This is a genomic window from Microbacterium sp. TW_SC_2, from assembly GCF_055361165.1.
Map to the genome: position 1 here is coordinate 182,539 of NZ_CM143952.1, position 23,173 is coordinate 205,711.

The following is a 23,173-nucleotide window of genomic DNA, read 5'->3' on the forward strand; positions in this document are numbered from 1 at the left end:
TCGAGCGTCGCAGAAACTAACTACCGATTCGGCCCGCGCTGGCGGTCTTCGCCAAACTGCTGGCCTTCTCGATGCGAGCGTAGGCGCTCGACTTCGTTTGCGATGAGGTTGAACGCATCGGCCGCAGGGATGTGTTCCCAGATCCTGATCACCGACCACCATCGTGCCTCCAACGCTGTGGTCGTCTCGACATCCCGTTGCCGGTTCCGCAATAGCTTGGGCTCCCAGTATTCGCGATTTCGGACCGGTATCGTCGCGTGCTCAGGGCATCCATGCCAGAAGCAGCCGTCAATAAAGACAGTTAGTTTGATTCGAGTGAAAAGGATATCGGCGCGGCGACGTCTATTCTGCGAGTCGGGTGCGTGATGGACGCGGTACCGAAAGCCGGCTTTGTGGAGCAGCGAGCGGATCGCTCTTTCCGGTCCAGTGCCTCGACCTTTGTTCGAACGCATCGACCGTGCAACACCCGGTGTTGAGGCCCAGGAGCGTGTGCGTTCGTGCATGTCATCGGGTGTAGGACGGTCAGCTTAGTTCGAGTCGACGATCGGGTTATCTGCGGCCGCCCCTTCTCGCCGTACCCCGAACCCGATTCGCCCGCGCGGAGCCGAGCAATACGGCATGGCCAACGAGAGCAGAGTGGCGACGCTTTCAGGAGGGGATGGCTGATGGCCACGCAGCACGCTTGATCCGTGCCAGCGCGCACGTCCATCGATGGCCTCCTCATCGGTGAGTTCAGGGTCGTAGGCAAATGTCAGTAGGAGCGGACCGCGAGTAGAGCGCGATAGCTGATCGGCTGTTGCGCCCGCGGGTGCTTCCGGATCAGGATTCTGAGCGATGACTTCCAGCGTTGCGCGGTGGCGCCGCTCACTTCGGTAGGACGCGTTGCGTGTGCGTGGGAGCGGATTACGAGATCCCTACTCGGCTGCGACGACGGTGTCGTAGAGTCCGTAATGGGTCAGGCCTTCGTGCGACTGAATCCCTGTATACGACAGGGACGCATCCTCATACCGCCGGAATGCGAAAACCGCCTGGTTCATGTGACCAGCGTTAAAAACGCCGAGCCCCACGAGGAGGTTGAAGTCCTCGACTGTGAGTCCGGTCACCGCCTGGAACAGGCCAGGTTCGATCTTGGTGATCACGTCGTAGAGCGTGTTCTCGCGGTAGTCCGTGAGGTACATGAACGCCGGGATTCGCGTTGCGAACTTGATTAGCTTCTCTTGAATCTGCTTGCGCTTGGACTTGTAATCCTTCTCCTCGAGGGAGAGTTCCTTCTTGTCCTCAGGGGTGATGTCGTCGCCCTTGGCTTTCTTAGTCTTCGACACCGCCTCGCTCTTATTCACCACTGTCTCGAACACGCCCGCGCCGAGCGCACGGAAGCCCTCAATGTTCATGACAGCGGTCATCGCTGCCTCGGAAGCCATAACCTTCTTCAATGTCAGGTTGTCGACGTTGACTAGGACCGCAGACTCCCATTTTCGCGCGAGGAGAGTTGCGGATGTCCCCGACATAGCGATATCGAGGATGCCGGCCGCATCGACCTGTGTCATGTGTGAGCCGTCGTACGCGAGTACGGGGAGGAATGAAACGAGCTCCTCGACCGCACGCTCAGGGTTCAGATTCTCGGGCGCAAGTCCTCGCCCGTACTCACTGATCTGCCGGAGTGCTCTGGTGGGCGCGAAGTCGAAGACGAAGCAGACCGGCTTGAGAATTTCGATCCGCGATGGATCGTCGCCTTCTGGGTTTCGAATAGTCCACGGAGACTGCACTCGGAACGCCGCCTGGAAATACGTTTCCGGGGCCTGGAGGTTGCGAAGCATGAGAATCGATGACCACTGCGGCACGGTCACGCCGGTCGTTAGCTTGCCGACGGTCAGTGTGATGGTCTTGGTGTCGTGCCCGTTGCCGATAGCATCGCGCACTGGAGGTAACGCAGCGAGCCCGACGCCGACACCCGGCGCTGACACGTTCACGACCGCATAGTCGTGCCAGAACACATTGTGCTGCTCCGCAAGAAGGTTTCGCATCGCTTCGCAGGACGCGCGGTACGGAAGCATCCACAACGAGTGCTGCAAATACGGGAGCAGACGTGTATCTGAGTAAGGGAAGGGCGGACGTTGGCCGGCTTTCAGGGCATCCACCTGCGTTGGTGCATAGCTTCCACGGATAATGTCGAGCCATTTTTGCACGTCGTCTTTATGAACAAATTGCGCTTCCGCGCCCGAACCCGTCGCCGCGAAGAAGGTGTTGAGATCAAATTCTTCAAACTCGCCTTGGTTGGCAATTGCAATAAGCTCGTCCGGCATTTGGTAAGTGAGGAGGCGCATCTCGGGCAGCGATGCGTAGGGGTTTGGAAGGTGTGGATGCTGAGCTGTATACGCGGCCTTCGCGCGCTGCTCGTCGGTATAGGTCCAGTTGAATATCTGTTCTTCGATGAACCGGCCCTCGTTTAGAACCTTAAACGGGGTGCCTGAGAGATAGAGGTAGGCATTCGCCTTGATCGGTACGAAGGCGTCCTCATCGAGCCCCTGTTCCTCAAGCTCTTCCGCAAACTTCTCTAGAGCGGCGCTGAATTCATTATCAGTGCCCTTCTTTTTGGCCTTTTCGTCCTCACCTTCAAACAGCTCCTTAGCCGCGTCCCTCCACGCACCGAAGTGGTACTCGTCGAAAACCACAAGATCCCAGCTCAGTTCGCTTAGCCACTGGTGCTTAGCCTTGAAGTTTCCGGCTGCGTCCCGCCCCATCAGATCTTGAAAGGATCCGAAGAACACGAGTGGATGCTCCGGGTCGACAGATGCCGGATCACCGCCCGTAGCTTTCGAGATGTACTGCCATCCGTCGAAGTCGACGTGGCTCCTGAGGTCGGTGTCCCATGCATCCTCAACGGCGGGCTTGAAAGTTACGACGAGGACGCGCTTGACGTCGAGTTTCCGCGCGAGCTGGTAAGTGGTGAACGTCTTACCGAAGCGCATCTTGGCGTTCCAGAGGAACTCAGGCACAGCGTCTGAGTCCTCGGCCCATCTCGACTTGTAGTACCCAAACGTTTTGTCGACCGCCGCCTGCTGCTCGAGGCGCATGGGGAAATCTGCGTGATGCGTCCCGCCGAAAACTTGGCCCGCACGAAGCTCCGCGATCACCGTGTGAACATCGGCCAGCGAACACTCCATCCACTCGAGAGTTGGATTCCTGAAGCCCTTCTGCTTGAGGCGGCCTCGAACGTCGTAGTCGCTGAACGTCGTTCCATCGGGGCGGTCGGCCGGTTCATCAAGAACAATCTCGTAGTTTTCGATGGCTGCCGTCTTGACCTGCTGTGCTACGCGGGCCTTAACACCCTTGGTCGTCTGTCCGACCTTGAGGAGACCGGCATGCGCATCGTCTGCGATCGAGTACGCATAGATGCGAAGGCGAGACTCTGGCTTCGGCGGGAGAAGCTCGTCCTCTGATCTGCTCACTCGAATGCCCCCGCCCAAGCCACCGGTTTCACGAAGCGATCCATGAAGGCCCGATCACCTTCCGTGAGTGCGTATTTTTCTGCGAGTGCGTCATCAGTCCATGTTTGCGAGAAGTCCTGTAGTGGGACGAACCCGTAGACGCTGCGCGTGACGTGCTGCGAGATTCGCAGAAGCGTCAACATGAATCGAAAAAACTGAGTGCCCATGTACGCCGCGGCATGGCGCGCGGTACTCTCGTCAGCAAACGGTCCGATGGCTAGGTATGTTTCTGTCGCTGCTTCGCCAGGGCCTGACACGATAGGCTTTGAAAGCACGAGGTGCGGGTAGTCATCATTGCCTGGGCTGGCGTAAGGAACGAAGATTTTTGTTGCGTCGATGAGCGCGCTACCGGTCTTGATCTCGCCTATGGATACGAAAGCAACTCCTCCGTTCTTATAGAGCCGGACGTCTCCCTCGGACTTCTCGTCATGCCCACTGAAATTGGTGGCTAGTCCAAACGGCTTTCGGGAACTAACGAGGCGTGCGAATTGTCTATCGACTGGGAGCGATACCACCCCGGGGTCGGATCCTTCGACTGCCACGACCTTGCGGAGAATCTCGAGACCTTCGTTGTACCGGATGAATGTATCGGCGCCGTTCTCCAGCAGTGGACGTGATGCCACGGAGGTTACCTTGCCGCTCTCATGCGTTCGAACGAGAACATCTCCATCGTAATCTGCACTCCACAAGAAAGTGCAGATGCCACCTCGGTTATTCACGCCGGGGAAGACATCAGTCGTCGTCGGGTAATCGTCGAGCACCTGCATGCGACGGTCATCCAGCATCGTTGCTCGGAACTCAGCGAGGCCCTTGCCTCCGGCGTACCACCTGGCCGGGATCACCATCGAGAGCATCCTCGGGCCGAGCTTCTTGGCCTGCTCTACGAACCGCTGATAGATCGGAGTCGCACTCGATCCGAACCCTCCATCGTCGAGCTGATATGGAGGATTCCCGATGATCACGTCGAACTGCATGTCTGCTCCGAACAGCTCGCCGATGCGAGCCTTGATATTATCACTGTGAATGAACGCATAAGCGTGAGTCTCAAGTCCAGAGCTGCGGTCGAGGTCGTCCGCTGAGGCTCCGCAGAACTTGCACCGCTGACCCATGATTTTTGGGCTGCCCTCTGCATCGAGGAGGTCGTGCTTGACCACCCCACCGACCCAGGTGTGCTCGGTCCGGTCGAACCAGATGTTGCCCCACTCGCGTTCGAAGCCCTGCGCGATCGAATGCTCGCCGGTGGCGTCCTTAGAGCAGTAGACGCTCCGGCGCGCTAGAAGCGCGGTGAGTCGGGTGATTCCGATGCCGAAGACCTGCTCCGTGAGGATGTGGTCGACGCGCTCCTCGAGACCCGGGATTTGAGATTCGAGACCAATGGTGAGCCTCCGCGTGATCTCCCGTAGAAAAACACCCGACTTAGTGGACGGGTCTAGGAAGGTTACGGTCGGGTCAGCCCAGATTGAAGCGCCGTCGTTCGACTCGGCCCACACGTGCTCGAGTGTGTCGAGCATTTCGTTTGCGAATTCGGGTGGGGTGAAAACTTCGTCGTTGGAGAGGTTCGCAATGCATGTGAGGACATCCGGATTGTGCCCACGGAGAGTGAAGGCCGCCTGCTCGGTCATGCCGCGAGCTCGCTTACGGACATTGCTGGATACGATCGCACCGGAGTGAAAATCTCATGTTCTTGGAAATGCGCGAAGAGTCCTTCCGATGCGGAAGCCCGCTGCGCGAGATTGTCGAAAAGAAAGTCGCGACGCTGATACTTCCCACGGCCAAGGTAGCCCCACTCTGGGAAGAGAATGGGCTCACCGACGCTGGTCGACATCGCCAGAGCGTCGCCCTGAATGATGTTCGCTTCGAGAACAGCTACTGCCGCCCGTTCCCACTCGTCGCCCGCGGCCAGCTTGAGGTAGCGCGAGAACACGCTCCGAAGGTTCTCGCGGCACTCAGCAGCGTTGTCTGCCAACAGCTCTATGCCGTAGATGCACATAAGCGCGAACAGCGCGTAGTGTCTGTTCTCGAACTCGCTCCGGCCATGGCGCGCCCTAACGGCAGCGAGCTTGCGTTCGAGTACAGGAATTAGGAAGTTCCCGGACCCGCATGCAGGCTCAAGGAATCGAGAATCGATGCGCTCTGTCTCGGCTTCAACAAGATCGAGCATGTCATCCACAAGCCAGCGAGGTGTGAACACCTCCCCATGGTCAGTAACCCGCTGGCGCGACCTGACAAGCGATTCGACCGCTGCAGACTTCTCTGTTCGTTCCACGAGCTGAGCCTACAAGCCCGCGCCGACAGTCGTCAGTCGCCGACTTCCGGTGTCGGAGCGAAGCGACCGGTCGTGGGTGGGAACGGAACGCCTCGGGCTGCGGCTCGATACCTTGGAGTCGGAGCATTTTCACGGCACGTGGTTGCGGAGGGGTGAATGTCGAGTCCAAGATGGCACGAATTTATTGGCTCCAGTTCTGCGAGTCATGGCGGACGGCGCACTCCGCGCCCGTAGCCAGATCACGGCGGATGCAGCGAGCGCGGCGGCGGTGACCGAGGTAGACAGAGCGATCACTCTGACGACGGGTCAGCCGATGTACGCCAATCGGGCTGGGTGAGCGATCTCACATCTGACAAGGGCTGGCGCGCTTAAGCGGCCCGAGCGCGGCTGGTATTTCACGACCGCGGTTGGTCATCGGCTTCTTGAGCAGCGGCCGGGGGTCAGCCGCGCGGATGTCGAGGCGATCACTGGTTCTCGGCGAGTGAGGCCGACGCCGGAACGTCCCAGGATGTGGTCGGCGAGGAAGACTCGACCGACCCAGCCGAGCTCATCGATCGAGTGATCAAGCAGATCCGCGCGGACGTAGCTTCCGAATTACTAATCCGCCTCTGGGCGAAGTTGCCCGATTTCTTCGGCACAGACTGTGGTCGATCTGCTTTTCGCCATGGCGCTCACGAATGACGGAGGGGTAGATGGGGTCATCGACAAGGACACCCTTGGCCTCAGCCGCGTCTTCGTCCCGGCAAGACGCTACTCGGCGGACAACGTTGTCTGCCGCCCCGACGTTCAGGGTTTCGTCGGCGCGCTAAGTAGCAAGGACGACGGCGGTGTCTTCATCACTACGGGGTGGTTCAGCCCCGGTGCCCGCGAGTTTCCAGATGTAGTCCCGACACCGGTCATTTTGATTGACGGGGCGCGCCTCACGTCGCTAGTGATTCATTTCGGCGTCGGCGTGCAGACGCGCGAGACTGTGCACATCGTCGAGATTGACGATGACTTCTTCGAGTAAATCAGTCGCGGCGGACAGGTGGCCGCAGATCTATTCCCCCGACGCGGATAGCCTCGCCGTCATCGACCCCGTTCTGCCGCATCAACCGCAGCATGTCCTCTTGCCGAGGTTGACCCAAGGTCAGGCGGTACATCGTCAACGCATCCAGCAACCGCTCGTACCGTCCGTGGTCGCGACTCAACGTGAACGACGCGACACGTCGATGGATCCGGGCATCGCCGTCGTAGACCCACCACGGTGCGAACTGCCCCAACTCTGACGTCGCCGATGAAATGAGCGCTGCGTCGAAGGCCGCATCCCACGGCGAACCTTCGGACGACAACACGTCGTCCCAATGCCTCGCCGCAACGTTCTTCCGCACAGCGTGACCCATGTAACGATGCACGCGGCCCTCGCGCTGTTCGAAGTCGACGGGGTTGGAAGGCAGGTTCCAGTGCACGACCGCATGACTCCACCAATGGAAGTCGATGCCTTCCTGCCCGACACTCGTCGACGCGAGAACGTAGGGTGCGAATGGACTGTTGAACGCGGACCGCACGCCGCTCTGCCGCGCGGCGACCTTCTCGTCGGCATCCGTGCCCGCCCCGCCGTACCGAACGGCGAAGCGTGTGGGGAACCGTATCGGCTGGCGTTCTGCCGTCGCCTCGTGCCCTTGCAACATGGCAGGTTTCATCCGCACTGCCGCGCTGATCTGGATCGCCGCGAGCATCAGTCCCTCGTCGTCGAGCAACCTGCCACCGGCCTCGCTGCGGAGCTGGTAGAGATACTCGTCCAACACGGCCTGCAAGTTACCGTCGGCGCAGTAGTCGAGGACAACCCTCCAGTAGGGCGCATCCGTCTCATCCAGAGTGTCCAACAGCGCCGAGGTCTCCGGTCTCGCGAACAGCGAACGCAACGCGAGTGACAGATGCCATGCGGCCCGCCAGACACCTGTCCCGGTCGCTTCGGGGGACGAGGCCGCATGCAGTGCCCGGAATGCGATCGAACCCGGCGCGTGGGCGGCTAGCCACCCCAGATCGGGGTGTCCGGATGTCGTACCACTCATCGCCGCGGCGGCTGCCTCGAGATAGTCCGCCAACCGGCCACTCGTGCCAGACTCCTCGTCATCCGGCTCTCCACCGACCAGGGCAGGCAGCTGGGACGGCATAACTCCTGGCGGGAGCGCCCCTGGGTACGTGAAGAACGCTGACGAGGGCTCGATATCGTCTCCGCCCGAGTCCACCATCTCTGCCACCGTCTCGGCGTCCGTGTTCCCCCCAAGTAGACGCGCCGACACCAGAGGATCGGCCGCGGACGCAAGGCCCGGATGCGGCCAGAAAAGCGCCAGGGCACTCATCTGGGTGGGGCGTCCCTCCTCGTTCACCGACCACGCCAAGCGCGCAGCGCTCGAATCCAAAACGCGGCTCCGGCCGCGGTGCCCTAGTCGCGAAGCCTCATGGCTCAGCAATGCGGCGATCGCTGTGGGTACTCCATTCCATGCGGAGAAGACCACGTGCTTCGTCACGTCGCCATTCACGCTGGAATAGATCCGTCCAGGACGCAGATAGGGCATCGAGGGCGGCATCCACAGCAGCTTCCACCACCCTTGGCCAACGGTATCCGCGGCAAGGGCGCGGAGCATCCCGTTCCCGAGATCGATCTCCGCTCGGTCTCGGACGTCGTCAAGTCGGATCCCGCGCGCAGCGGACAGCAGCGGAGCGATGGTCTTGATCCCGTTGCCATCCAGCACGTCGCGCACGCGTGACCCGGACTTGTAGGTATCCATGAACGTCGCGAAGTAGGGGATCGACTTCCACTGCTCGATGTCGATGTGCGCGCCCAGATGCCGGTCGAGCCGATGCAGTGATCCCCAGTCGGCGATCTCGGCCGCGCTCGGTACGCCGCCGTCGAGCGGGCGATCGATCACCATGTCCTGGTTGCGAGCCAGCGGAGGGCGCTCAGATCGCGACATGTAGGGGAGCAGTGCTTTGCGAACGGACACCGCCGACGCTGCCGCATCGCCGTCCGTGACCAATGCCAGGCGATGGGCCTCCAGCGCGTTCTTCACTTCTGTAACCCGCGATATGTCGCGCCCTGCGAGGAATCCGATTGTCTCGAGGAAGTCGCGCTGGTGATCGTCATCTGCGTCATCAGCGGTTGTGAACGGCTTGTAAGGAGTTGCTGAGAGCAGCAGCACTTTTGCATCACCGTAAGAGAAGAGGCTGTCGGCAAGCTCCGCGGCCTCGCTTCCGCTCGATGGATCGAGAAGCGACCGGAATCTTTGGAACTCATCGAGGATGACCAGGTCGGGCTCGAGTGCGTCAACGCCGGCTTGAGCGAGGTGGCGACGTAGCGCAGCCATGAGGTCGGCCGCCTCACGCCACAAATCGCCGGTGTCTGGTTTGCGTCCGTGAAGGTGCACGCGCTCCTGCAGGGCGACGAACCTCTGGAGCGTGCCGTCGGATTTGATGGCGTCGGCGAAAACGTCCGCGATCCGTTTGTCGGGACCGCTGGGGCCGAGGCCGTCGAGCATCCGACTGATGCGCCACTCGAAGCTCGTCAGCTTCTGCACTGCGCCCTGGAGGATCAGCCGGCCCGCGCGCTTCAGGTCACGCTCGGGCTGCAAGATGTTTTCGAGCAGGATGCAGAGGAGCGCGCGCTCCTCTGCGCTGCCCCAGCGGAGGCCGCTGTCTTTGAAAGAGGTGCCGGGGGTGAACGAGACGAGATTGACCTTTTTGCCGCTCGCCCCGTCGTGCTCTGTGAGCCGGTGGCTTTCGCGGGCCAGCAGAGTCAGTCGGGTTGCGACTGCGATGTGCTTGTCTCCGGTGACGTTCAGCCGTCGCAGATTCTGGTTCGCGAGGTCGGCATTGCTGCAGATGTAGACGATGTCGATCCGATCGACACCGTCATCAGGCTCCAGATGCTCTATCGTCTTCGCGATCACTCCGCGCGCGATCACGCTCTTACCGAGGCCCGTCTCGTCGGCGACGAGGAACCTCCCGCTGCCGTCGTGATCACCGTAGAACCGATCGATCACATGGCTGACGGCGTCTCGTTGAAAGCCTTTCAACCCCCGCATGACCGCTTCGACGTCAACGGCCATCGAAAGCCTCCATCCGGAGAGAGTTGATCACGGATGCCCAGACCTCGCTGAAGCCCGAGGGTAAGGTAGCGGCGCGGTCGTCGAGACGCAGATGCGACAGTACGCACTCGATGTCCGCAAGGGCTTCCGGGTTCGTTGCCGCCGCGCGTATCAGCAGTTCCAGCAACCCCGAGCCGTCTTCGGTGACGCCTCCGCCGAAGGTCGAGCGGAACGGACCGGAAGCCCCTCCTGCTGATCCCAATCCGGTCCCCGACTGCTGAAGCATGAGCCGGATGAACCGGGCGAAAGCGCCAGGCTCCGTCAGGTGGGCCGCGACGATTGCATCCTGCCTTCCGGGCACATCATCGATGACCTCGGCGACGAGGATCGTCTGCGCGCGCCGGCCCGATTGATCTTCGAGAGAGACCACGATGAACGGTGTGATCTCGGCGAGTGACATCGATCGCGAAATGAACGGAGCGCTTTCCGGAGGAAAAGCGCCAGGCACGTTTTCAGACTGGGTCAGAAGACGCCAAGACATGGAGACATCTTCGGGCACGCTTAGGACGTGATTGTTTGCCCAGAGCGAGAATGTGTAGGAATCACCTTCGTGAATTCGCAGGGCGATAGGCGTGGAGGCGATACCCCTGAGCGCGTTATCGAGGTTGCGTTCGACTGTCTCGTCATCGGTCGCCGTGGCTCCACCTGCCGTCACATACTCCTCGAGCAGCGGTGCGATGGACCCGGACACGGCAGTGACGCCCAGCTTCTTCGTTGGCCCGTCGAACTCCACCATGACTTCGACGTTCGAGCTCCAAGCCGGACCGGTCGCATTCGCAGACCCGATGAGCACCGTCGAACCACCACCCGGGCGGTCATGCACGATCACTTTGGCATGGAGGCCGCTTAGTCCGGTGGTGACGGCTTCGCGGGCTTCGGCATCGGTCAGTGCCTGGTCGACGAAGCCGTCGAGTATTCGCATGGAGAGGTTGTCGAACGAGGGCGGATTCAGGCGGTCGAGCTGCTCAGGACGGCTGACAAGGATCGTCTCGCCGCGGTCGCGCACAAGCCTGAGCCCTTCGTCGGTCACGAACGGCGAAACGATCAGCGTGCTGGCCGCGCTGACAGAAGGAACGGTATCTACACCGATGCCGAGCACATGGACCCCAAGGCGGCGCACGTGCTCCGGGTGCTCCCATCGAATCGTCCGCCATGATTCGGCGAGCTCGATTATGCGAGAACTGCGTGCAGCACTCATCCGCGGAGTGACGCGGGCTTCCTCGGCCAGCCAGCGCAGAAGACGCACCATTCCTTCGTTCGTGCGAAGCGCCGACGCGTCCGCCGCCTCGGCCGGTACACCGTCGAGTGCGACCACTGCATCCCAGGTGTGGTCGTTCGTAAGATTGCGGCTGCTGCAGACGAAGCGGTAGCGGCGCTCCTCGCCGGCAGCGAACTCGAGGAACCATACCTTGGGGTGGAACAGCCGGCCCGGCTTGGTAATTACTGGATGAATCATCGGTTCAAGTACGGCGACCAGGTCGCTCGCGGCGCCGAGACCGATGTAACCGGCTTGGGCGAACACATCGATGCGTTCGACCGCACGGCGCACCGCGCTGATCATCCCGACAGCATCGTCGTCAGTAGTTCCTGAGCCGACAAGAGAGAGCGGCACGGCGAGGGCGGCTTCGAGGGTCAGTGTGAACGTCGTGCCGACCGCGTGTGAGAGCGTGAATCCGGGCGGCGGGCGCAGGAGCTCGGACAGCAGGGACCGCGAATCGGGCTCAAGCACGTTGGAGCCCGTCATCGATGTCAGTGAGGATCCCGCGCACTGTGCTCCAGCGGAACGTGAGTCGTGCACTGCCCGATGCGCCGCCCCAGCTCGCGAGCCGTCGGTGGTTGTTCAGGCGTGCCTTGGCGCCCTTCGCCACGCGCTCCCTCTGTCTTATGAGCGCCTGCGCACCTTCATCATCCATGAGCGCGCCGGCTTCCGTGCTCTGCACGAGACTCGTCCAACGCATGATGAAGTCGCGAGTGCTCAGCGCGACCGTCGGCGGGGAGCCGTGCTCCTCGCGCAAGACATGGATGAGATCGCTCAATTGCCATTCACGAGCTCGTGGCGTCAACTCTCGCGCCCACGTGTCGAGCCGCTCGCGATACTCGGCGATCCGAGATTCATCGGCGAGGTCAAGACGGTGAGCATCGCTGGCGAGCATGAGGTTGTAGAGCAATTGTGCGCCGTGCATCACAGAGGAGAAGTCTTCGGCTTGCTGAAGCATTCTGGCGGCGCGTTCTGGGCCGGTGATTGCGGCCGTATCCTTCCATGGCGCCGAACTATCGTCTTCGGGGCGGTGCTGTACGAGGTGCGCCAGGAGAGAGCCGTGTGCATGTTCGAGTATGCGGTCGCGCAACCAGGCTGCCTCGTCATGCGTGAGGGCGAACCCCGCTGGAATGCGCTCGGGAAACCCGTCCGGCATAGCCGGTGCAGACCAGATCGATGAGACGGTTGTCCGGCCGTCGTCATCGACAGAGCGCCTCATTGCGGAGGCAGCGAGGGCGTCCGCACGGGTCGCCGGATGAGAGAGGATTCCGTACCGCTGCAGCATCGACCAGTAAACCGACGATGGGAGATTCTTCAGGGCCATACCCGCACGCTCGCCGAGGAGACCGGTCGGATCGGCAGACGATCGGATTGGGGAGATGATCGATCGCTCGATCTCGTCTAGTCGTCGCCAGCGCTGCTCGGGTTTCGCGCGGGCGGCATGCTGGAAGCACCAGGGGACAAAAAGGAGGTAGCGGGCGCGGGTGTGCAGAGTCGAAGTGCCGGGAAAGAGGGCGTCCGAAATGCTGTCGCGTAGTAGGCCCAAGCCGAGTTCGTCGCGGCTGTCGCGGAGGGTGAAGAGCGCTGCGAGCTCCCGCATGCGTCGCTGCTCGTCGACCGAGATGTCGAGCCAGGTGACGACCGATACCATCAGCCGGACGCCGTCCGCTGCGCGGCGTATGCCTCGCGAACCCGGATCCGTATCTGCTGCGCATCCGCGTCGGCGTCGCGCATGAGCTGCAACAGCCGCTTGTGATGCGCCCAGTGGCGCTCCCACAGCTCGGCGCCAGCGACCGCTTCGAAGTCGATCTTCGTCGGCACGCCGCGGCTCTCATACTCCTGGAGTCGGGCGATCCGCTCCTCGATGTCAACGATGCCCCGGCTCGTGGGCGATAACCGTGCTGTGCTGCGCATCCAGGTGAGCCAGTGCTTGTTGCCCTTGCTCTGATTGCACTTGCCACACGCGGGTACGAGATTGCGAATCTCGGAGATGTAACCGGTCGGGCGCTGACCCTCGACGAGAGGCCGAAGGTGATCCCACTCGGTGCTCGTGTCGCCGCAGTATGCGCAAGAGATCTGTTCAAGCATCCCGAGAGTGTGAAGCGCCTCCCGGACCTCCCACTCGCTCGGAATGACGACCGGGATGACTCCATTCACGAATGAGTTGGTGATACTCGAGCTGCGGCCCGTGATTCGGACGGGTTTCGGCATAGCGAAGAGTTCGAAATATGTCCTTGAGACGGTGTCGCCATCGACATCGCCAATCGCGGCACTACTACTCACTCGTCAACCTCGCCCTTCGGAGCTCGGCGCCAGAACGTCCGCCCGGCGAAATCGGCCAACGATCCGGCGAGCTCCTTCGCCTTGTCGACACTTTCTGCGCCGATGCGCGCAGCTGCTTCGACACCGTCAGCGCCGATGCGGAGCGCCGCGTCCACGCCGTCACCGCCGGCCTTCAGTAGATCGTTGCGAGTGTCAGAGACGGCCGCCGACCAACGACGGGACTCCAAGGAGTCTGCCGCCGCTTCGAGGCCGAGTCGGCCGTGGAAGGTTCCGACGGAATCGCTGATCGTATTCCTCGACCGGACGATCGCCGGCGACTCGATCGGATTGAAGAGCACCTTCGAGTTCGCCAGGGACGCTGCTGCGTCCATTCGTTCGAGGAGCTGTCGTGTGGTTCGAGTGATCAGCTCCGCGCGGTTTGCGCGAGCAGTTCTGAGTGCGATGCGATGCCGATCGAGCTCGTCCGGTGACGTCTGGAGAACGCGGTCGATCTCGATGACTCCCGTTGCCTCCTGCAGGTAGAAGCAGTGAGCGAGCATCGCAAGCCAATCCTGCACTTGTCGATCAACTGTCTTCGTCAGATCGGCGAGTTCATTCACCGACTTCGATTCGAGCTTCTCAGCAAGCGCGTCGATCTGGCGCAGGGCGTACGCCTGCGTGCGCGCGATCGTCATCGACGACCCCTGCACCTTCGACCAGGTCACTTCGGACACACCGCCGACCTCCTTGCGGATGGTCAGTGCCTCCTCGAGCATCATGTCCACGCCGATCATGTCGGCAAACACGGCATCCTTCTGGGCTCGGAGCACGTCATCGACTTTCTCGTCGATCACGGCGAGATAGTCGGTGATCTCGTCCATGGTTTGCTGCATCGCGATCTGCGCCATGATTCCCGCGACGCCAGCGAGCATGGCCGGATTTGTCAGCATCGCACCCGGCGTCCTGAGGAACTGCAAGTTCTTCGCGAACTGCCCGTTCGGCGCTCGAAGAGTGGCGTGCAGGTTCCCGCTCGAGGAGTTCTTCACCTTCGGGAGCTTCTGCGCGGCCTTCCAGGACTCTTCGGTGAGCTTCATCCAACGGCCGGAGTTCGCCGAGATCTCGGAACCTGCCTTGAGAGCAGCCGAACCCCCGCCGAATACTTTTCCGAGTCGCGCGAGTTCGAGGTCACGCGACTCGAGGCGGTTGGCAGTCAAGAACTGCTCCACACTGGCTGATGGTCCGATCAGTGCGAGGCCGTCGCCATCGGTGATCAGTTCGATCTCCCGGAGATCTACATCATCCATGCATGGCGCCTTTCGTCTGCGACCCGCCAATGGGCCTAGTCACGATCATGGCCCATGTAAGGCCCTCCAGGCTCTTGCGGGGCGATGGGTTTTCGGACCACCGCGAATCACAGCGCCCGGTACCGCTGAACCACCACTCCCGACCGGAACTCCTCCCGGCCCACCAGCTCCAACCGAATCCGCTCCCGCAACCCCGCGAGCAGCGTCGGCCCGTGCCCGGCGATCACAGGATGCACGACGAACACGTACTCGTCGATGAGCCCCAGGTCCGCCAGCGCGAGCGGAAGCGTCACACCACCTATCGACAGCCCCCTGCCCGGCTGCTCCTTAAGCCGCCGCACGGCATCCCCGAGATCGCCGCGCAACAGCTCCGCGTTCCAATGGGCAGCTTCGAGCGTGCTCGAGACGACGTACTTCCTCTTCCGGTCGATGGCCTCGGCGAAGGGGACCTCCCACTCGTCCATCCAGTCGGGCCACACGCCATTCGCCGGACGCCGCCAGGCTGACTCCATCATCTGGTAGGTCACGCGGCCGTAGATCACGGCATCCGCCCACTCCATCTCGGCGGCCCAGAAACGCATCGACTCCTCATCAGGCGGAAGCCCGGCCTCGTGGTGGCAGCATCCGTCGAGGGTGACGTTGATGGCGTAGCGAAGCGGTCTCATCTCGGCGCTCTCCTTTGATGCGCGACACGGTATCCCCGGACGCTAGCAGAGGTCTCCCGCACCGTGTTCGGAGCGGTGTGTATCACGAGCGTCGACAGCGGCTCCTTCCCTGCGAGCGCCGACGCACGTCGGCCTGAGCACGCCGAAGGAGCACCCATGCCCGACTCAGCCACACCCCTCGTAATGAAGCGGCGACGCCGCACAGCCGGCTCACAGGATTCTGACAGGATGAGCGCATGACAACTCCGAACAATGCTCCCGCCGGCTGGTACGACGATGGGTCCGGCCGCCAGCGCTGGTGGGACGGCCAGCAGTGGGGGAGCTTCGCCGACGAAGCGTACGCTCCGGCCCCGACGACGACGACCACCGCGCCCGATGCCTACGCCGGCGCGGGTGCTGTCGCCGCACCGCCGAAGAAGCTCAACGTCCTCGCTCTGATCAGCGCGATCGTCGCCGCGATCGGCTTCATCTTCGCGTGCATCCCCGGCGCGCTGATCGTCGGCTGGATCCTGCTGCCGATCGCCTTCGTGGTGAGCATCGTCTCCCTGTTCCTCAAGGGTGACAAGAAGTGGCTCGGGATCGTCGGTCTCGTGCTCTCCATCGTCGGCACGATCATCGGTGTGATCGTGTTCTTCGCCGTGCTCGCGACGTCGGTCGACGAGGCGTTCGGCAGCGGCGACACCACGGTGACCCAGCCCGGCGCATCCGAGGAGCCCAGCGACGAACCGGAGGCTGAGGAGGCCGCTGGCGATGCTGAGGGAAGCCGCGAGAACCCGTTCCCGATCGGTTCCGAGATCAGCAACAGCGACTGGTCGGTCGTCGTGAACTCGGTGAACCCCGACGGCAACGCCGTCGTCTCCGAAGCCAACCAGTTCAACGAAGCCGCTCCCGCAGGCTCGCACTACGAGATCGTGAACTACACCGTCACCTACAAGGGCGCGGAGTCGTCCTACTCCGCTGAGGTCACGGTCGACGTCGTCACGTCGTCGGGCAACGTGGTGAACAGCTACGACAGCCTCGTCGTCCTCTCCGACGACTTCGGCTTCGACGAGCTGTTCACCGATGCCAGCGCCACCGGTTCGCAGGCCTTCCTGGTGCCGGATGGAGAGACCATCCTCATCCGTGTCACGCCGGGCTACTTCGCAGACGAGGTCTTCATCCAGCCGTAAGCCCTCGCGCGGAAGGGAGGCCCGATGGCGGATGCTGTCGGGCCTTCGTTGTGAGACCCACAGTCGCTCGCCCAACAGGCGGGTGCGGAACCGCTCAACGTGCGGGTGCTGCAGGTGCGCGTTTCGTCTCGCTTCGCTCGCTCAACGTGCGTGACCGGGGTCACCCCCAGTCGCGCCAGCCGATCCCGCGGCCCTCGATGCGCGCCAGGGCCTCCTCGGCGCCGACCGGTTCGCCGACGTCCGGCCCGGACTCCAGCGACACCACGGAGTGCACCACGGTGTCGGCGTACACCTGCACGAGGTTGTAGCCCTGCGCGGCATCCTGCCCCCGCGTCGCCCCGACGGGCTGTGACAGATCCTGCCCGTAGGCACTCGACGACGCGACCGTGACCGGGATGCCGGCGAACATCCCGAACGACGGGTGATGCACGTGCCCCGACAGGATCCCGCGCACGTCCGACCCGCGCACGACCTCCGCCAGCCGCGCCTGCCCCCGCAGCTCGACCGTCACCGCGAGCGGCAGCACGGTCGGCAGAGGGGGGTGATGGATCAGCAGCAGCGTGCCCCGCGGCGCCGGCGTCGACAGCTCCCTCGCCAGCCACGACAGCTGCGCCTCCGACACCTCCCCCCAGTGCGCCCCGGGCACGGTGGAGTCGAGCACGATCACGCGCATCCCCCCGAACCACCGCACCTCGGTGATCGGGTCGGCGCTCGGCGCGTCTGCGGCATCCCCCTCCAGGCATCCCGCATCCGCGACCGACGGGGCAGCAGCAACCGCCCCCGCTGAGACCGACGCGGAGATCGACGCCGAGACCGACGCCGCCCAGGCAGGCGAACCCACGACGGCAGCACCCCCGGCGGCGAGACCTCCCGAGACAGCGCCCTCCGACGCGAGACCCCCCGGCACGGCGCCCCCCGGCTTCGCGCCCCCCGACGCGCCCCCCGACGCGTCGCCGGCCACGGCCGCCGCATCCGCCCCCACGGATCCGACGGCCGCGGCTCCCAAGCCCAACTCCGCCCGCATCGCCGCACGGTCGTCGTGGTTCCCCGCCGCCCACACGACCTCGCACCCCAGCAGCTCGGCCGCCGGCTCGATGAGCGCCCGCAGTCGCCGATACGACGAGGCGTCGCCCCGATCGGCGAGATCCCCCGTCAAAAGCAGCGCATCGGGTCGGATGCCCGAGGCGACCAGTCGCGACAGCATCAACGCCAGGTTCGCATCGGCATCGGTCCCGCTGCCGTACAGCGGGGCGCGCTCCCGGGGCAGGTGCGTGTCGGAGATGTGCACGAAGGTGTGCGACGGACGGGGGTGTTCGGTGAGGATCATGTCTCTTCCAGGTCAGCGAACGGGCAGATCGGGCAGAAAGGTCGGAGTGGGCGGAACGGACGGAACGGTCGACGACGACGCCGAGGAGGACGCCGACGGGCACATGGGCGGCATCACACGGCGGAGGCGGTGCTCCCCACGACGAGTGAGCCCGAAAAGGCCCGCTGCACGGGCCCGTCGACCTCGCCCGACAGCAGCGCCTGCATGGTCTCGACGGATGCGGCGGCCACGGCCTCCACGGGAATGCGCACGGTCGTGAGGCCCAGCAGGTCGGCCCCGGGCAGGATGCCGTCGCACCCCGTCACGCTCACGTCGCCGGGCACGTCCAGCCCCGCAGCCCGCGCGGCCCGCATCACGGCGAGCTGGCGGTAGTCGGAGGCGCACAGGATCGCGGTGGCCCCGGCCCGCACGGCCTTGAGCGCCTCGTCGACGCCCTCGTCGGGTCGTGCGCCGGCCGAGATCATGGTCACGGCCACGCCCGCCGTCACGAGGGTGTCGCGCATCGCGATCGCCCGCAGATGCTCGGGGTACGAGGCCTCCGGGCTTCCCGCCAGCACCACGGCCTGACGGTGCCCGAGCGCGACGATGTGCGCCGCCAGCATCCGTCCGTGCGCGGGGTCGTCGTAGTGCGCGGTGTGGATGCGCTCCGACGACTCCACGCGTCCCGCCCGCAGGATCGGCACCTGGTCGGCGAACGGCTCGAGCTGCGCGGCGCCGATGCCACCGGTCGCGACGATCAGCCCCGCCACGCGCATGCCGAGCAGCCGGTGCAGCGCGTTGACCTGCTCGGCTCCCTGCTCGTCGGCGCCGATCGTGACGGTCACGAGGTCGAGTCCGCGCTGGTGTGCCTCGTCCTGCAGCCGCGAGAACAGCAGACCGTACGCGGGGTTGCTGGCATCCCGCAGCATGAGCCCGACCGTGCCGGTGCGGCCGGCCGCGAGCTCCGCGGCCATCGTGTTGCGCACGTACCCGAGGCGTTCGGCGGCCTCGACGATGCGCTGCTGCGTCTCGGGACTGAAGCGCCCCTCGCCCTTCAATGCCCGGGTCGCGGTCGCGCGCGACACCCCGGCCGCCGCCGCGACATCGCTGATGGTCACGCGCAGCGCCGGAGTGCCGGCATCCGTTCCGCTCATGCCTGCTTCTTCCGCTGAGTCTTCACCCGACGCGGCGCCCCCGCCCGCGCACCGCGTCCGTACACGAGATACATCGTGACACCCATGATGATCATGAGCAGCACCGTGTAGACGAAGGTGATCGGCATCGCGTCGAGGTTGTTCTCGCCGCGCGTGCTCTCCTGGATCGCGACACCCAGCGGCTTGAACAGCGGGTGATACAGGAAGATCGCCGCGTCGTAGTCGTCGAGCAGGCTGTTGAAGTTCAGCGCCGTGATCGCGGCCGCGGTCGGCAGCACCAGCGGGATCAGCACGCGCCGAAACGTGGTGAGCGACTTGGCGCCGAGGATGCGCGAGGCGTCTTCGAGCGAGTCGGGCACCGAGGCGAACCCGGCCTTCAGCAGGCGCAGCGTGAACGGGATCTTCACGCAGATGTACGCGACCAGCAGCAGGATCGGCGTGCCCGTGAGCACGATGTTGCCCACGATCGCCTGCGGCTCGTCGAACGCGGTCAGCAGGGCCAGCGCGATCAGCACGATCGGCAGGATCCACGGGATGTGCAGCACGTACTCGATCGCGGTCGTGAGCAGGTTGCGGTGCTTCTGCAGCATCCGTGCCACGAACAGCAGCCCGCCGACCACGACGATCGACGCGACCGCGCTGTACACGACGCTGACGATGAACGGACGGATCGCCGACGCGCTCGAGAACACGGTGATGTAGTTGTCGAGCGTGAAGCTGTCGAACGTGATCGCGCCGGCCAGGATGCTGCGGGCATCCACGAACGAGAAGATCACGATCAGCACCACCGGGATCAGGTAGATCACCCACAGCGCATACGCGATGACGTGCACGACGACGTTGCCGAACGGGTTGCGGATCCGCTGCTTCTGGATCGGCGTCGCCACCTTGGCGACCGAGAAGTACACGCCCGACTTCTCGAAGCGGTTCATGACCGCGAGCAGGATGATCGTCGCGATGCCGAGCACGATCGCCAGCAGCGCCGCGATGTCGCGCGTGATGGGGCTGCGCGAGAGATCGATGATGAGCGGGGCCACGGTCTGGAAGTCGGGCCCGCCGAGCACGAGCGGAGCCGTCAGCGCGCCGAGGCCGATCAGGAACGTGAGCACCGTGACCGCGAACAGCATGGGCTTCATGACCGGCAGCACGATGCGGCGCAGGATCGTCCAGGTCGAGGCGCCCATGAGCTTGGCGGCCTCGATCGACGCGTAGTCGACCTTGCCGAGCGACGACGACAGGAACAGCATGTGGTTGGTCGTGGTGGCGAAGGTCATCACGAACACCACCGCGAAGTACCCCGAGAACCAGTCGCGGTCGAGGTCGGGCCACACGTTCACCATCATGTTGGTGAAGAACCCGAAGCGGCCGTAGATGAAGTTGTAGCCCGCGGCCAGCACGATGCCGCCGTAGATGAGCGTGGTCGCGTACCCGAGCCACAGCAGCTTGGCGCCGCGGATCTGGAAGTACTTCGTCACCAGCACGATGAACACCCCGACCACGTTGACCGTGATCGACAGGGTGATCGCGAGCAGGAAGCTGTTGCCGAGCGTCTTGAGGGCGCGTTCGCTGCCGAGCAGCTTCTCGACGGCGCGGATGCTGAACTGACCGTCGGGGAAGAACGTGGTCGCGAGCAGCGCCGCGTTCGGCAGGATCAGGAATGCCGCGGCGAACCAGATCACCACGATGCCGGTCACCCACGCGAGGGGGGAGCGCAGCATCGCGCGGATGCTGCCGGGGCGTCCGCGGCGGATGCGGCCGGGCTTGCCGCCGGTGCCGTTGCCTCCGGTGTCCGCGACGTCGGTGCTGCCCTCGACCGCGGCGGTCGTGGTGAGCGCTCCGGCCTCGCCCGTCATCGCGGCGGACGGCGGGGGGACGGGCTGCCCGGACTTCTGCGCATCCGACATGTCAGGCCGCCGGGTACTGCAGGATCCAGCGCGGGTCCACGTCGACGCGCACGGGGTCGGTCTCGTTCCACTGGTGCGCGCTCGCCGCGGCGGGCACGCTCACGCGCAGCGCGGCATCCTCCACCGCCACCGTGTAGACGCTGTGGCTGCCGTGGTACGTGCGGTCGACGATCGTGCCGTCGAGGGATGCCGGGGCCTTCGAGCTGTCGGCGGGGGACGCGAGGTGTAGCTTCTCGGGGCGCACGTAGCTCTCGGCCGTGGCATCCAGCCCGCCGCCCAGGCTCACGAGCTGCGCCGGGGTGAGGCGGTTGTTCTCGCCGATGAACCGGCACACGAACGGGGTCGCGCTGCGGTCGTAGATCTCCTCCGGCGTGCCCACCTGCTGCAGCGTTCCGGCATCCAGCACTGCGATGCGGTCGCTGAGCGTGAGGGCTTCCTCCTGGTCGTGCGTGACGTAGACCGTGGTCACGCCGACTTCGCGCTGCAGCTCTTTGAGCTGTTCGCGCAGCTGCACGCGCAGCTTGGCATCGAGGTTCGACAACGGCTCGTCGAGCAGCAGGATGCCGGGGGTCAGCGCCAGCGCCCGGGCGATCGCCACGCGCTGCTGCTGTCCGCCCGAGAGCTCCGAGACGTTCTTGTCGAGCTGGGAGGACGCGAGCCCGGTGCGGTCGGCGATCTCGTCGACGCGGCGGCGCTGATCGGCCTTCGACGCCTTCTGCACCGAGAGCCCGAACGCGATGTTCTCGCGCACGTTCATGCTCGGGAACAGGGCGTAGTTCTGGAACACCATGCCCACGCCGCGCTTCTCGCTCGGCACGCGGGTGACGTCGCGTCCGCCGATCAGGATGCGCCCGCCCGTCGGCTCGACGAACCCGGCGAGGGCCCGCAGGGCGGTGGTCTTCCCGCAGCCGGACGGACCCAGGAGGGTGAAGAACTCACCCTCCCGGATCTCCAGATCGAGGTGCGAGACCGCACGGTGGTCGCCGAATACGACATCGACGTCTTCGAAACGGATCATGCGTGTTCTCTCTCTGCCGGTCGGCGATCTCGCGGGCGTGGTGTCTCGCGGGGCGGCTCAGCCGATGTACTCGAGCGTGACCTTCTCGACCCACGAGCCGAGGTTCTCGCTCACGAAGCCGAAGTCGATGTCCTGACGCGGCAGGGTGTCCATGAGCTCGGCGACCTCGGGGGCGGCCTTGTCGACGGCGCCCTCGTTCACGGGCATCGAGTTGAACTCGGTCGCGAACTCGCCCTGCACCTCGGCGCTGCCGAACCAGTCGATGAACTCCTGCGCCTTCGCCTCGTTGCCCGTGCCGGCGATCTGCGCGATCTGCTCGGTCACGTAGGGGACGCCGTACTCGGGCACGATCATGCCGGTCGAGGTGCTGTACTCCTCGTCGCGGGCCGAGATGCCGCTCGACGGGATCACGCCGTAGTCGACCTCGTCGCGCGAGATGCGGGCGTACAGATCGGTGCCCTCCACCGCGGGCGAGCCGTTGGCGTAGTAGTCCTTCACCAGGTCCCAGCCCTCGTCGCTGACGCCCAGGTCGCCGTCCTCGTCGAGGTGGCGGCTCAGGATGCTGGCGAGCACGAGCTGCGGCGTCGCCTGGCCGAGCGCGGGGTTGACCTCGTAGCGGCCGGCGTACTCCTCGTCCGTCCAGAGGTCTTCCTCGTCGGTCGGGGCGTCGGTGATGCGGTTCTCGTCGTACACCGTGACGATGGCCTGCTCCACGAGCGGCCAGAACGCGCCGTCGGCGGGGTCACCGGCGTCGGCGGGAACCTCACCGCTCCAGCTCGGCTCGTAGGCGGTGATCGCCTCTTCGCTCTTGAGCTGCTCGAAGAACATGTTGTTGAGTCCGAAGACCACGTCGCCGACCGGGTTGCTCTTCTCCGCGATGATGCGGTTCGTGAGGTCGGCGCCGCCGAGGCCCACGATCTCGATGTCGATGCCCGCCTCGGCCGCCTTCTCGGTGACCCACTCGCCGCGGCCGTCGCTGTTCGAGTTCGTGTACACGATGAGCGTGTCGCCCGAGCCGCCGCCGTCGCCCGCGTCGTCGGACGAACCGTCGCCGCCCGTCGTGCAACCGGTCAGGGCGATCGCCGCCACCGCCGTGATTCCGATGAGAGACCAGCGCTTCTTCCGCATGTCGGCCATGTTCGTCCTTTCTCGCCTTCGAGGTATGTCGAGTCGACTTTACCCAGTATTTGTGATGAAGGCACAAAGATTGCGTGTATTCGTGAGCGCGGTCGCGCGTCCGCACTCAATC

Annotated in this window: 17 protein-coding genes; 2 read left to right on the forward strand and 15 right to left on the reverse strand. The window is 64.2% G+C overall.

Going from position 1 to position 23,173, the window contains the following annotated elements; all coding sequences use genetic code 11:
- Positions 1-20: 20 nt before the first annotated feature.
- The 4 genes from ACWA14_RS00955 to ACWA14_RS00970 form a co-directional block, all read right to left on the reverse strand.
- Complete coding sequence (locus ACWA14_RS00955; RefSeq protein ID WP_463795573.1) at positions 21-503, reverse strand: very short patch repair endonuclease; 483 nt, start codon at positions 501-503, stop codon at positions 21-23.
- 411 nt (positions 504-914) lie between these two features.
- Complete coding sequence (locus ACWA14_RS00960; protein ID WP_463795574.1) at positions 915-3,449, reverse strand: GIY-YIG nuclease family protein; 2,535 nt, start codon at positions 3,447-3,449, stop codon at positions 915-917.
- Positions 3,446-5,110 carry an Eco57I restriction-modification methylase domain-containing protein gene (locus tag ACWA14_RS00965; protein WP_463795575.1) on the reverse strand — a complete coding sequence of 555 codons (1,665 nt, stop codon included), beginning with the start codon at positions 5,108-5,110 and terminating at the stop codon, positions 3,446-3,448. The genes ACWA14_RS00960 and ACWA14_RS00965 overlap by 4 nt, the downstream gene beginning before the upstream one ends.
- Positions 5,107-5,754, reverse strand: coding sequence for an N-6 DNA methylase (locus tag ACWA14_RS00970; RefSeq protein ID WP_463795576.1), 648 nt, complete (start codon positions 5,752-5,754; stop codon positions 5,107-5,109). The genes ACWA14_RS00965 and ACWA14_RS00970 overlap by 4 nt, the downstream gene beginning before the upstream one ends.
- A 643-nt stretch (positions 5,755-6,397) precedes the next feature.
- Here ACWA14_RS00970 and ACWA14_RS00975 point away from each other — a divergent pair.
- Entirely contained in the window at positions 6,398-6,763 is a 366-nt protein-coding gene (locus ACWA14_RS00975) for a restriction endonuclease (protein ID WP_463795577.1), read from the forward strand.
- 1 nt (position 6,764) lies between these two features.
- Here the strand turns inward: ACWA14_RS00975 and ACWA14_RS00980 are convergent, their stop codons facing one another.
- The 6 genes from ACWA14_RS00980 to ACWA14_RS01005 form a co-directional block, all read right to left on the reverse strand.
- The gene (locus ACWA14_RS00980) at positions 6,765-9,845 is read right to left on the reverse strand and encodes a helicase-related protein (protein ID WP_463795578.1); all 3,081 of its coding nucleotides are present in this window, start codon (positions 9,843-9,845) and stop codon (positions 6,765-6,767) included.
- On the reverse strand, positions 9,835-11,628 hold the full coding sequence (locus ACWA14_RS00985) for a phospholipase D family protein (RefSeq protein WP_463795579.1): 1,794 nt from the start codon (positions 11,626-11,628) through the stop codon (positions 9,835-9,837). Before ACWA14_RS00985 ends, ACWA14_RS00980 begins: the two co-directional genes overlap by 11 nt.
- Positions 11,606-12,793 (reverse strand): DUF6361 family protein, encoded by a 1,188-nt coding sequence (locus ACWA14_RS00990; RefSeq protein WP_463795580.1) that lies wholly within the window; start codon positions 12,791-12,793, stop codon positions 11,606-11,608. The genes ACWA14_RS00985 and ACWA14_RS00990 overlap by 23 nt, the downstream gene beginning before the upstream one ends.
- Positions 12,793-13,230, reverse strand: a complete 438-nt coding sequence (locus ACWA14_RS00995) for an HNH endonuclease (protein ID WP_463795581.1) — start codon at positions 13,228-13,230, stop codon at positions 12,793-12,795. The genes ACWA14_RS00990 and ACWA14_RS00995 overlap by 1 nt, the downstream gene beginning before the upstream one ends.
- A 191-nt stretch (positions 13,231-13,421) precedes the next feature.
- Entirely contained in the window at positions 13,422-14,708 is a 1,287-nt protein-coding gene (locus ACWA14_RS01000; RefSeq protein WP_463795582.1) for a hypothetical protein, read from the reverse strand.
- Positions 14,709-14,815: 107 nt separating this feature from the next.
- Positions 14,816-15,373, reverse strand: a complete 558-nt coding sequence (locus ACWA14_RS01005) for a dihydrofolate reductase family protein (RefSeq protein ID WP_463795583.1) — start codon at positions 15,371-15,373, stop codon at positions 14,816-14,818.
- Positions 15,374-15,609: 236 nt separating this feature from the next.
- Between ACWA14_RS01005 and ACWA14_RS01010 the strand changes: the two genes are divergently transcribed.
- Complete coding sequence (locus tag ACWA14_RS01010; RefSeq protein WP_463795584.1) at positions 15,610-16,542, forward strand: DUF2510 domain-containing protein; 933 nt, start codon at positions 15,610-15,612, stop codon at positions 16,540-16,542.
- A 160-nt stretch (positions 16,543-16,702) separates the two neighbouring features.
- Here ACWA14_RS01010 and ACWA14_RS01015 read toward each other — a convergent pair whose 3' ends face one another.
- From ACWA14_RS01015 to ACWA14_RS01035, 5 genes are all read right to left on the reverse strand, one after another.
- Complete coding sequence (locus tag ACWA14_RS01015) at positions 16,703-17,869, reverse strand: metallophosphoesterase (RefSeq protein ID WP_463795585.1); 1,167 nt, start codon at positions 17,867-17,869, stop codon at positions 16,703-16,705.
- A gap of 113 nt (positions 17,870-17,982) precedes the next feature.
- Positions 17,983-19,002, reverse strand: a complete 1,020-nt coding sequence (locus ACWA14_RS01020; protein WP_463795586.1) for a LacI family DNA-binding transcriptional regulator — start codon at positions 19,000-19,002, stop codon at positions 17,983-17,985.
- Positions 18,999-20,906 (reverse strand): ABC transporter permease, encoded by a 1,908-nt coding sequence (locus ACWA14_RS01025; RefSeq protein ID WP_463795587.1) that lies wholly within the window; start codon positions 20,904-20,906, stop codon positions 18,999-19,001. Before ACWA14_RS01025 ends, ACWA14_RS01020 begins: the two co-directional genes overlap by 4 nt.
- A 1-nt stretch (position 20,907) precedes the next feature.
- Complete coding sequence (locus ACWA14_RS01030; RefSeq protein WP_463795588.1) at positions 20,908-21,924, reverse strand: ABC transporter ATP-binding protein; 1,017 nt, start codon at positions 21,922-21,924, stop codon at positions 20,908-20,910.
- Positions 21,925-21,981: 57 nt separating this feature from the next.
- Positions 21,982-23,061, reverse strand: a complete 1,080-nt coding sequence (locus tag ACWA14_RS01035; protein WP_463795589.1) for an extracellular solute-binding protein — start codon at positions 23,059-23,061, stop codon at positions 21,982-21,984.
- Positions 23,062-23,173: the final 112 nt, after the last annotated feature.

Coding starts and splice junctions, on each gene's coding strand:
- ACWA14_RS00955 (WP_463795573.1), bottom strand. CDS start 503: ATGCACGAACGCACACGCTCCTGGGCCTCAACACCGGGTGTTGCACGG.
- ACWA14_RS01025 (WP_463795587.1), bottom strand. CDS start 20,906: ATGTCGGATGCGCAGAAGTCCGGGCAGCCCGTCCCCCCGCCGTCCGCC.
- ACWA14_RS00965 (WP_463795575.1), bottom strand. CDS start 5,110: ATGACCGAGCAGGCGGCCTTCACTCTCCGTGGGCACAATCCGGATGTC.
- ACWA14_RS00995 (WP_463795581.1), bottom strand. CDS start 13,230: ATGCTTGAACAGATCTCTTGCGCATACTGCGGCGACACGAGCACCGAG.
- ACWA14_RS01005 (WP_463795583.1), bottom strand. CDS start 15,373: ATGAGACCGCTTCGCTACGCCATCAACGTCACCCTCGACGGATGCTGC.
- ACWA14_RS00980 (WP_463795578.1), bottom strand. CDS start 9,845: ATGGCCGTTGACGTCGAAGCGGTCATGCGGGGGTTGAAAGGCTTTCAA.
- ACWA14_RS00985 (WP_463795579.1), bottom strand. CDS start 11,628: ATGACGGGCTCCAACGTGCTTGAGCCCGATTCGCGGTCCCTGCTGTCC.
- ACWA14_RS01010 (WP_463795584.1), top strand. CDS start 15,610: ATGACAACTCCGAACAATGCTCCCGCCGGCTGGTACGACGATGGGTCC.
- ACWA14_RS01020 (WP_463795586.1), bottom strand. CDS start 19,002: ATGAGCGGAACGGATGCCGGCACTCCGGCGCTGCGCGTGACCATCAGC.
- ACWA14_RS01035 (WP_463795589.1), bottom strand. CDS start 23,061: ATGGCCGACATGCGGAAGAAGCGCTGGTCTCTCATCGGAATCACGGCG.
- ACWA14_RS01015 (WP_463795585.1), bottom strand. CDS start 17,869: ATGATCCTCACCGAACACCCCCGTCCGTCGCACACCTTCGTGCACATC.
- ACWA14_RS01030 (WP_463795588.1), bottom strand. CDS start 21,924: ATGATCCGTTTCGAAGACGTCGATGTCGTATTCGGCGACCACCGTGCG.
- ACWA14_RS00990 (WP_463795580.1), bottom strand. CDS start 12,793: ATGGTATCGGTCGTCACCTGGCTCGACATCTCGGTCGACGAGCAGCGA.
- ACWA14_RS01000 (WP_463795582.1), bottom strand. CDS start 14,708: ATGGATGATGTAGATCTCCGGGAGATCGAACTGATCACCGATGGCGAC.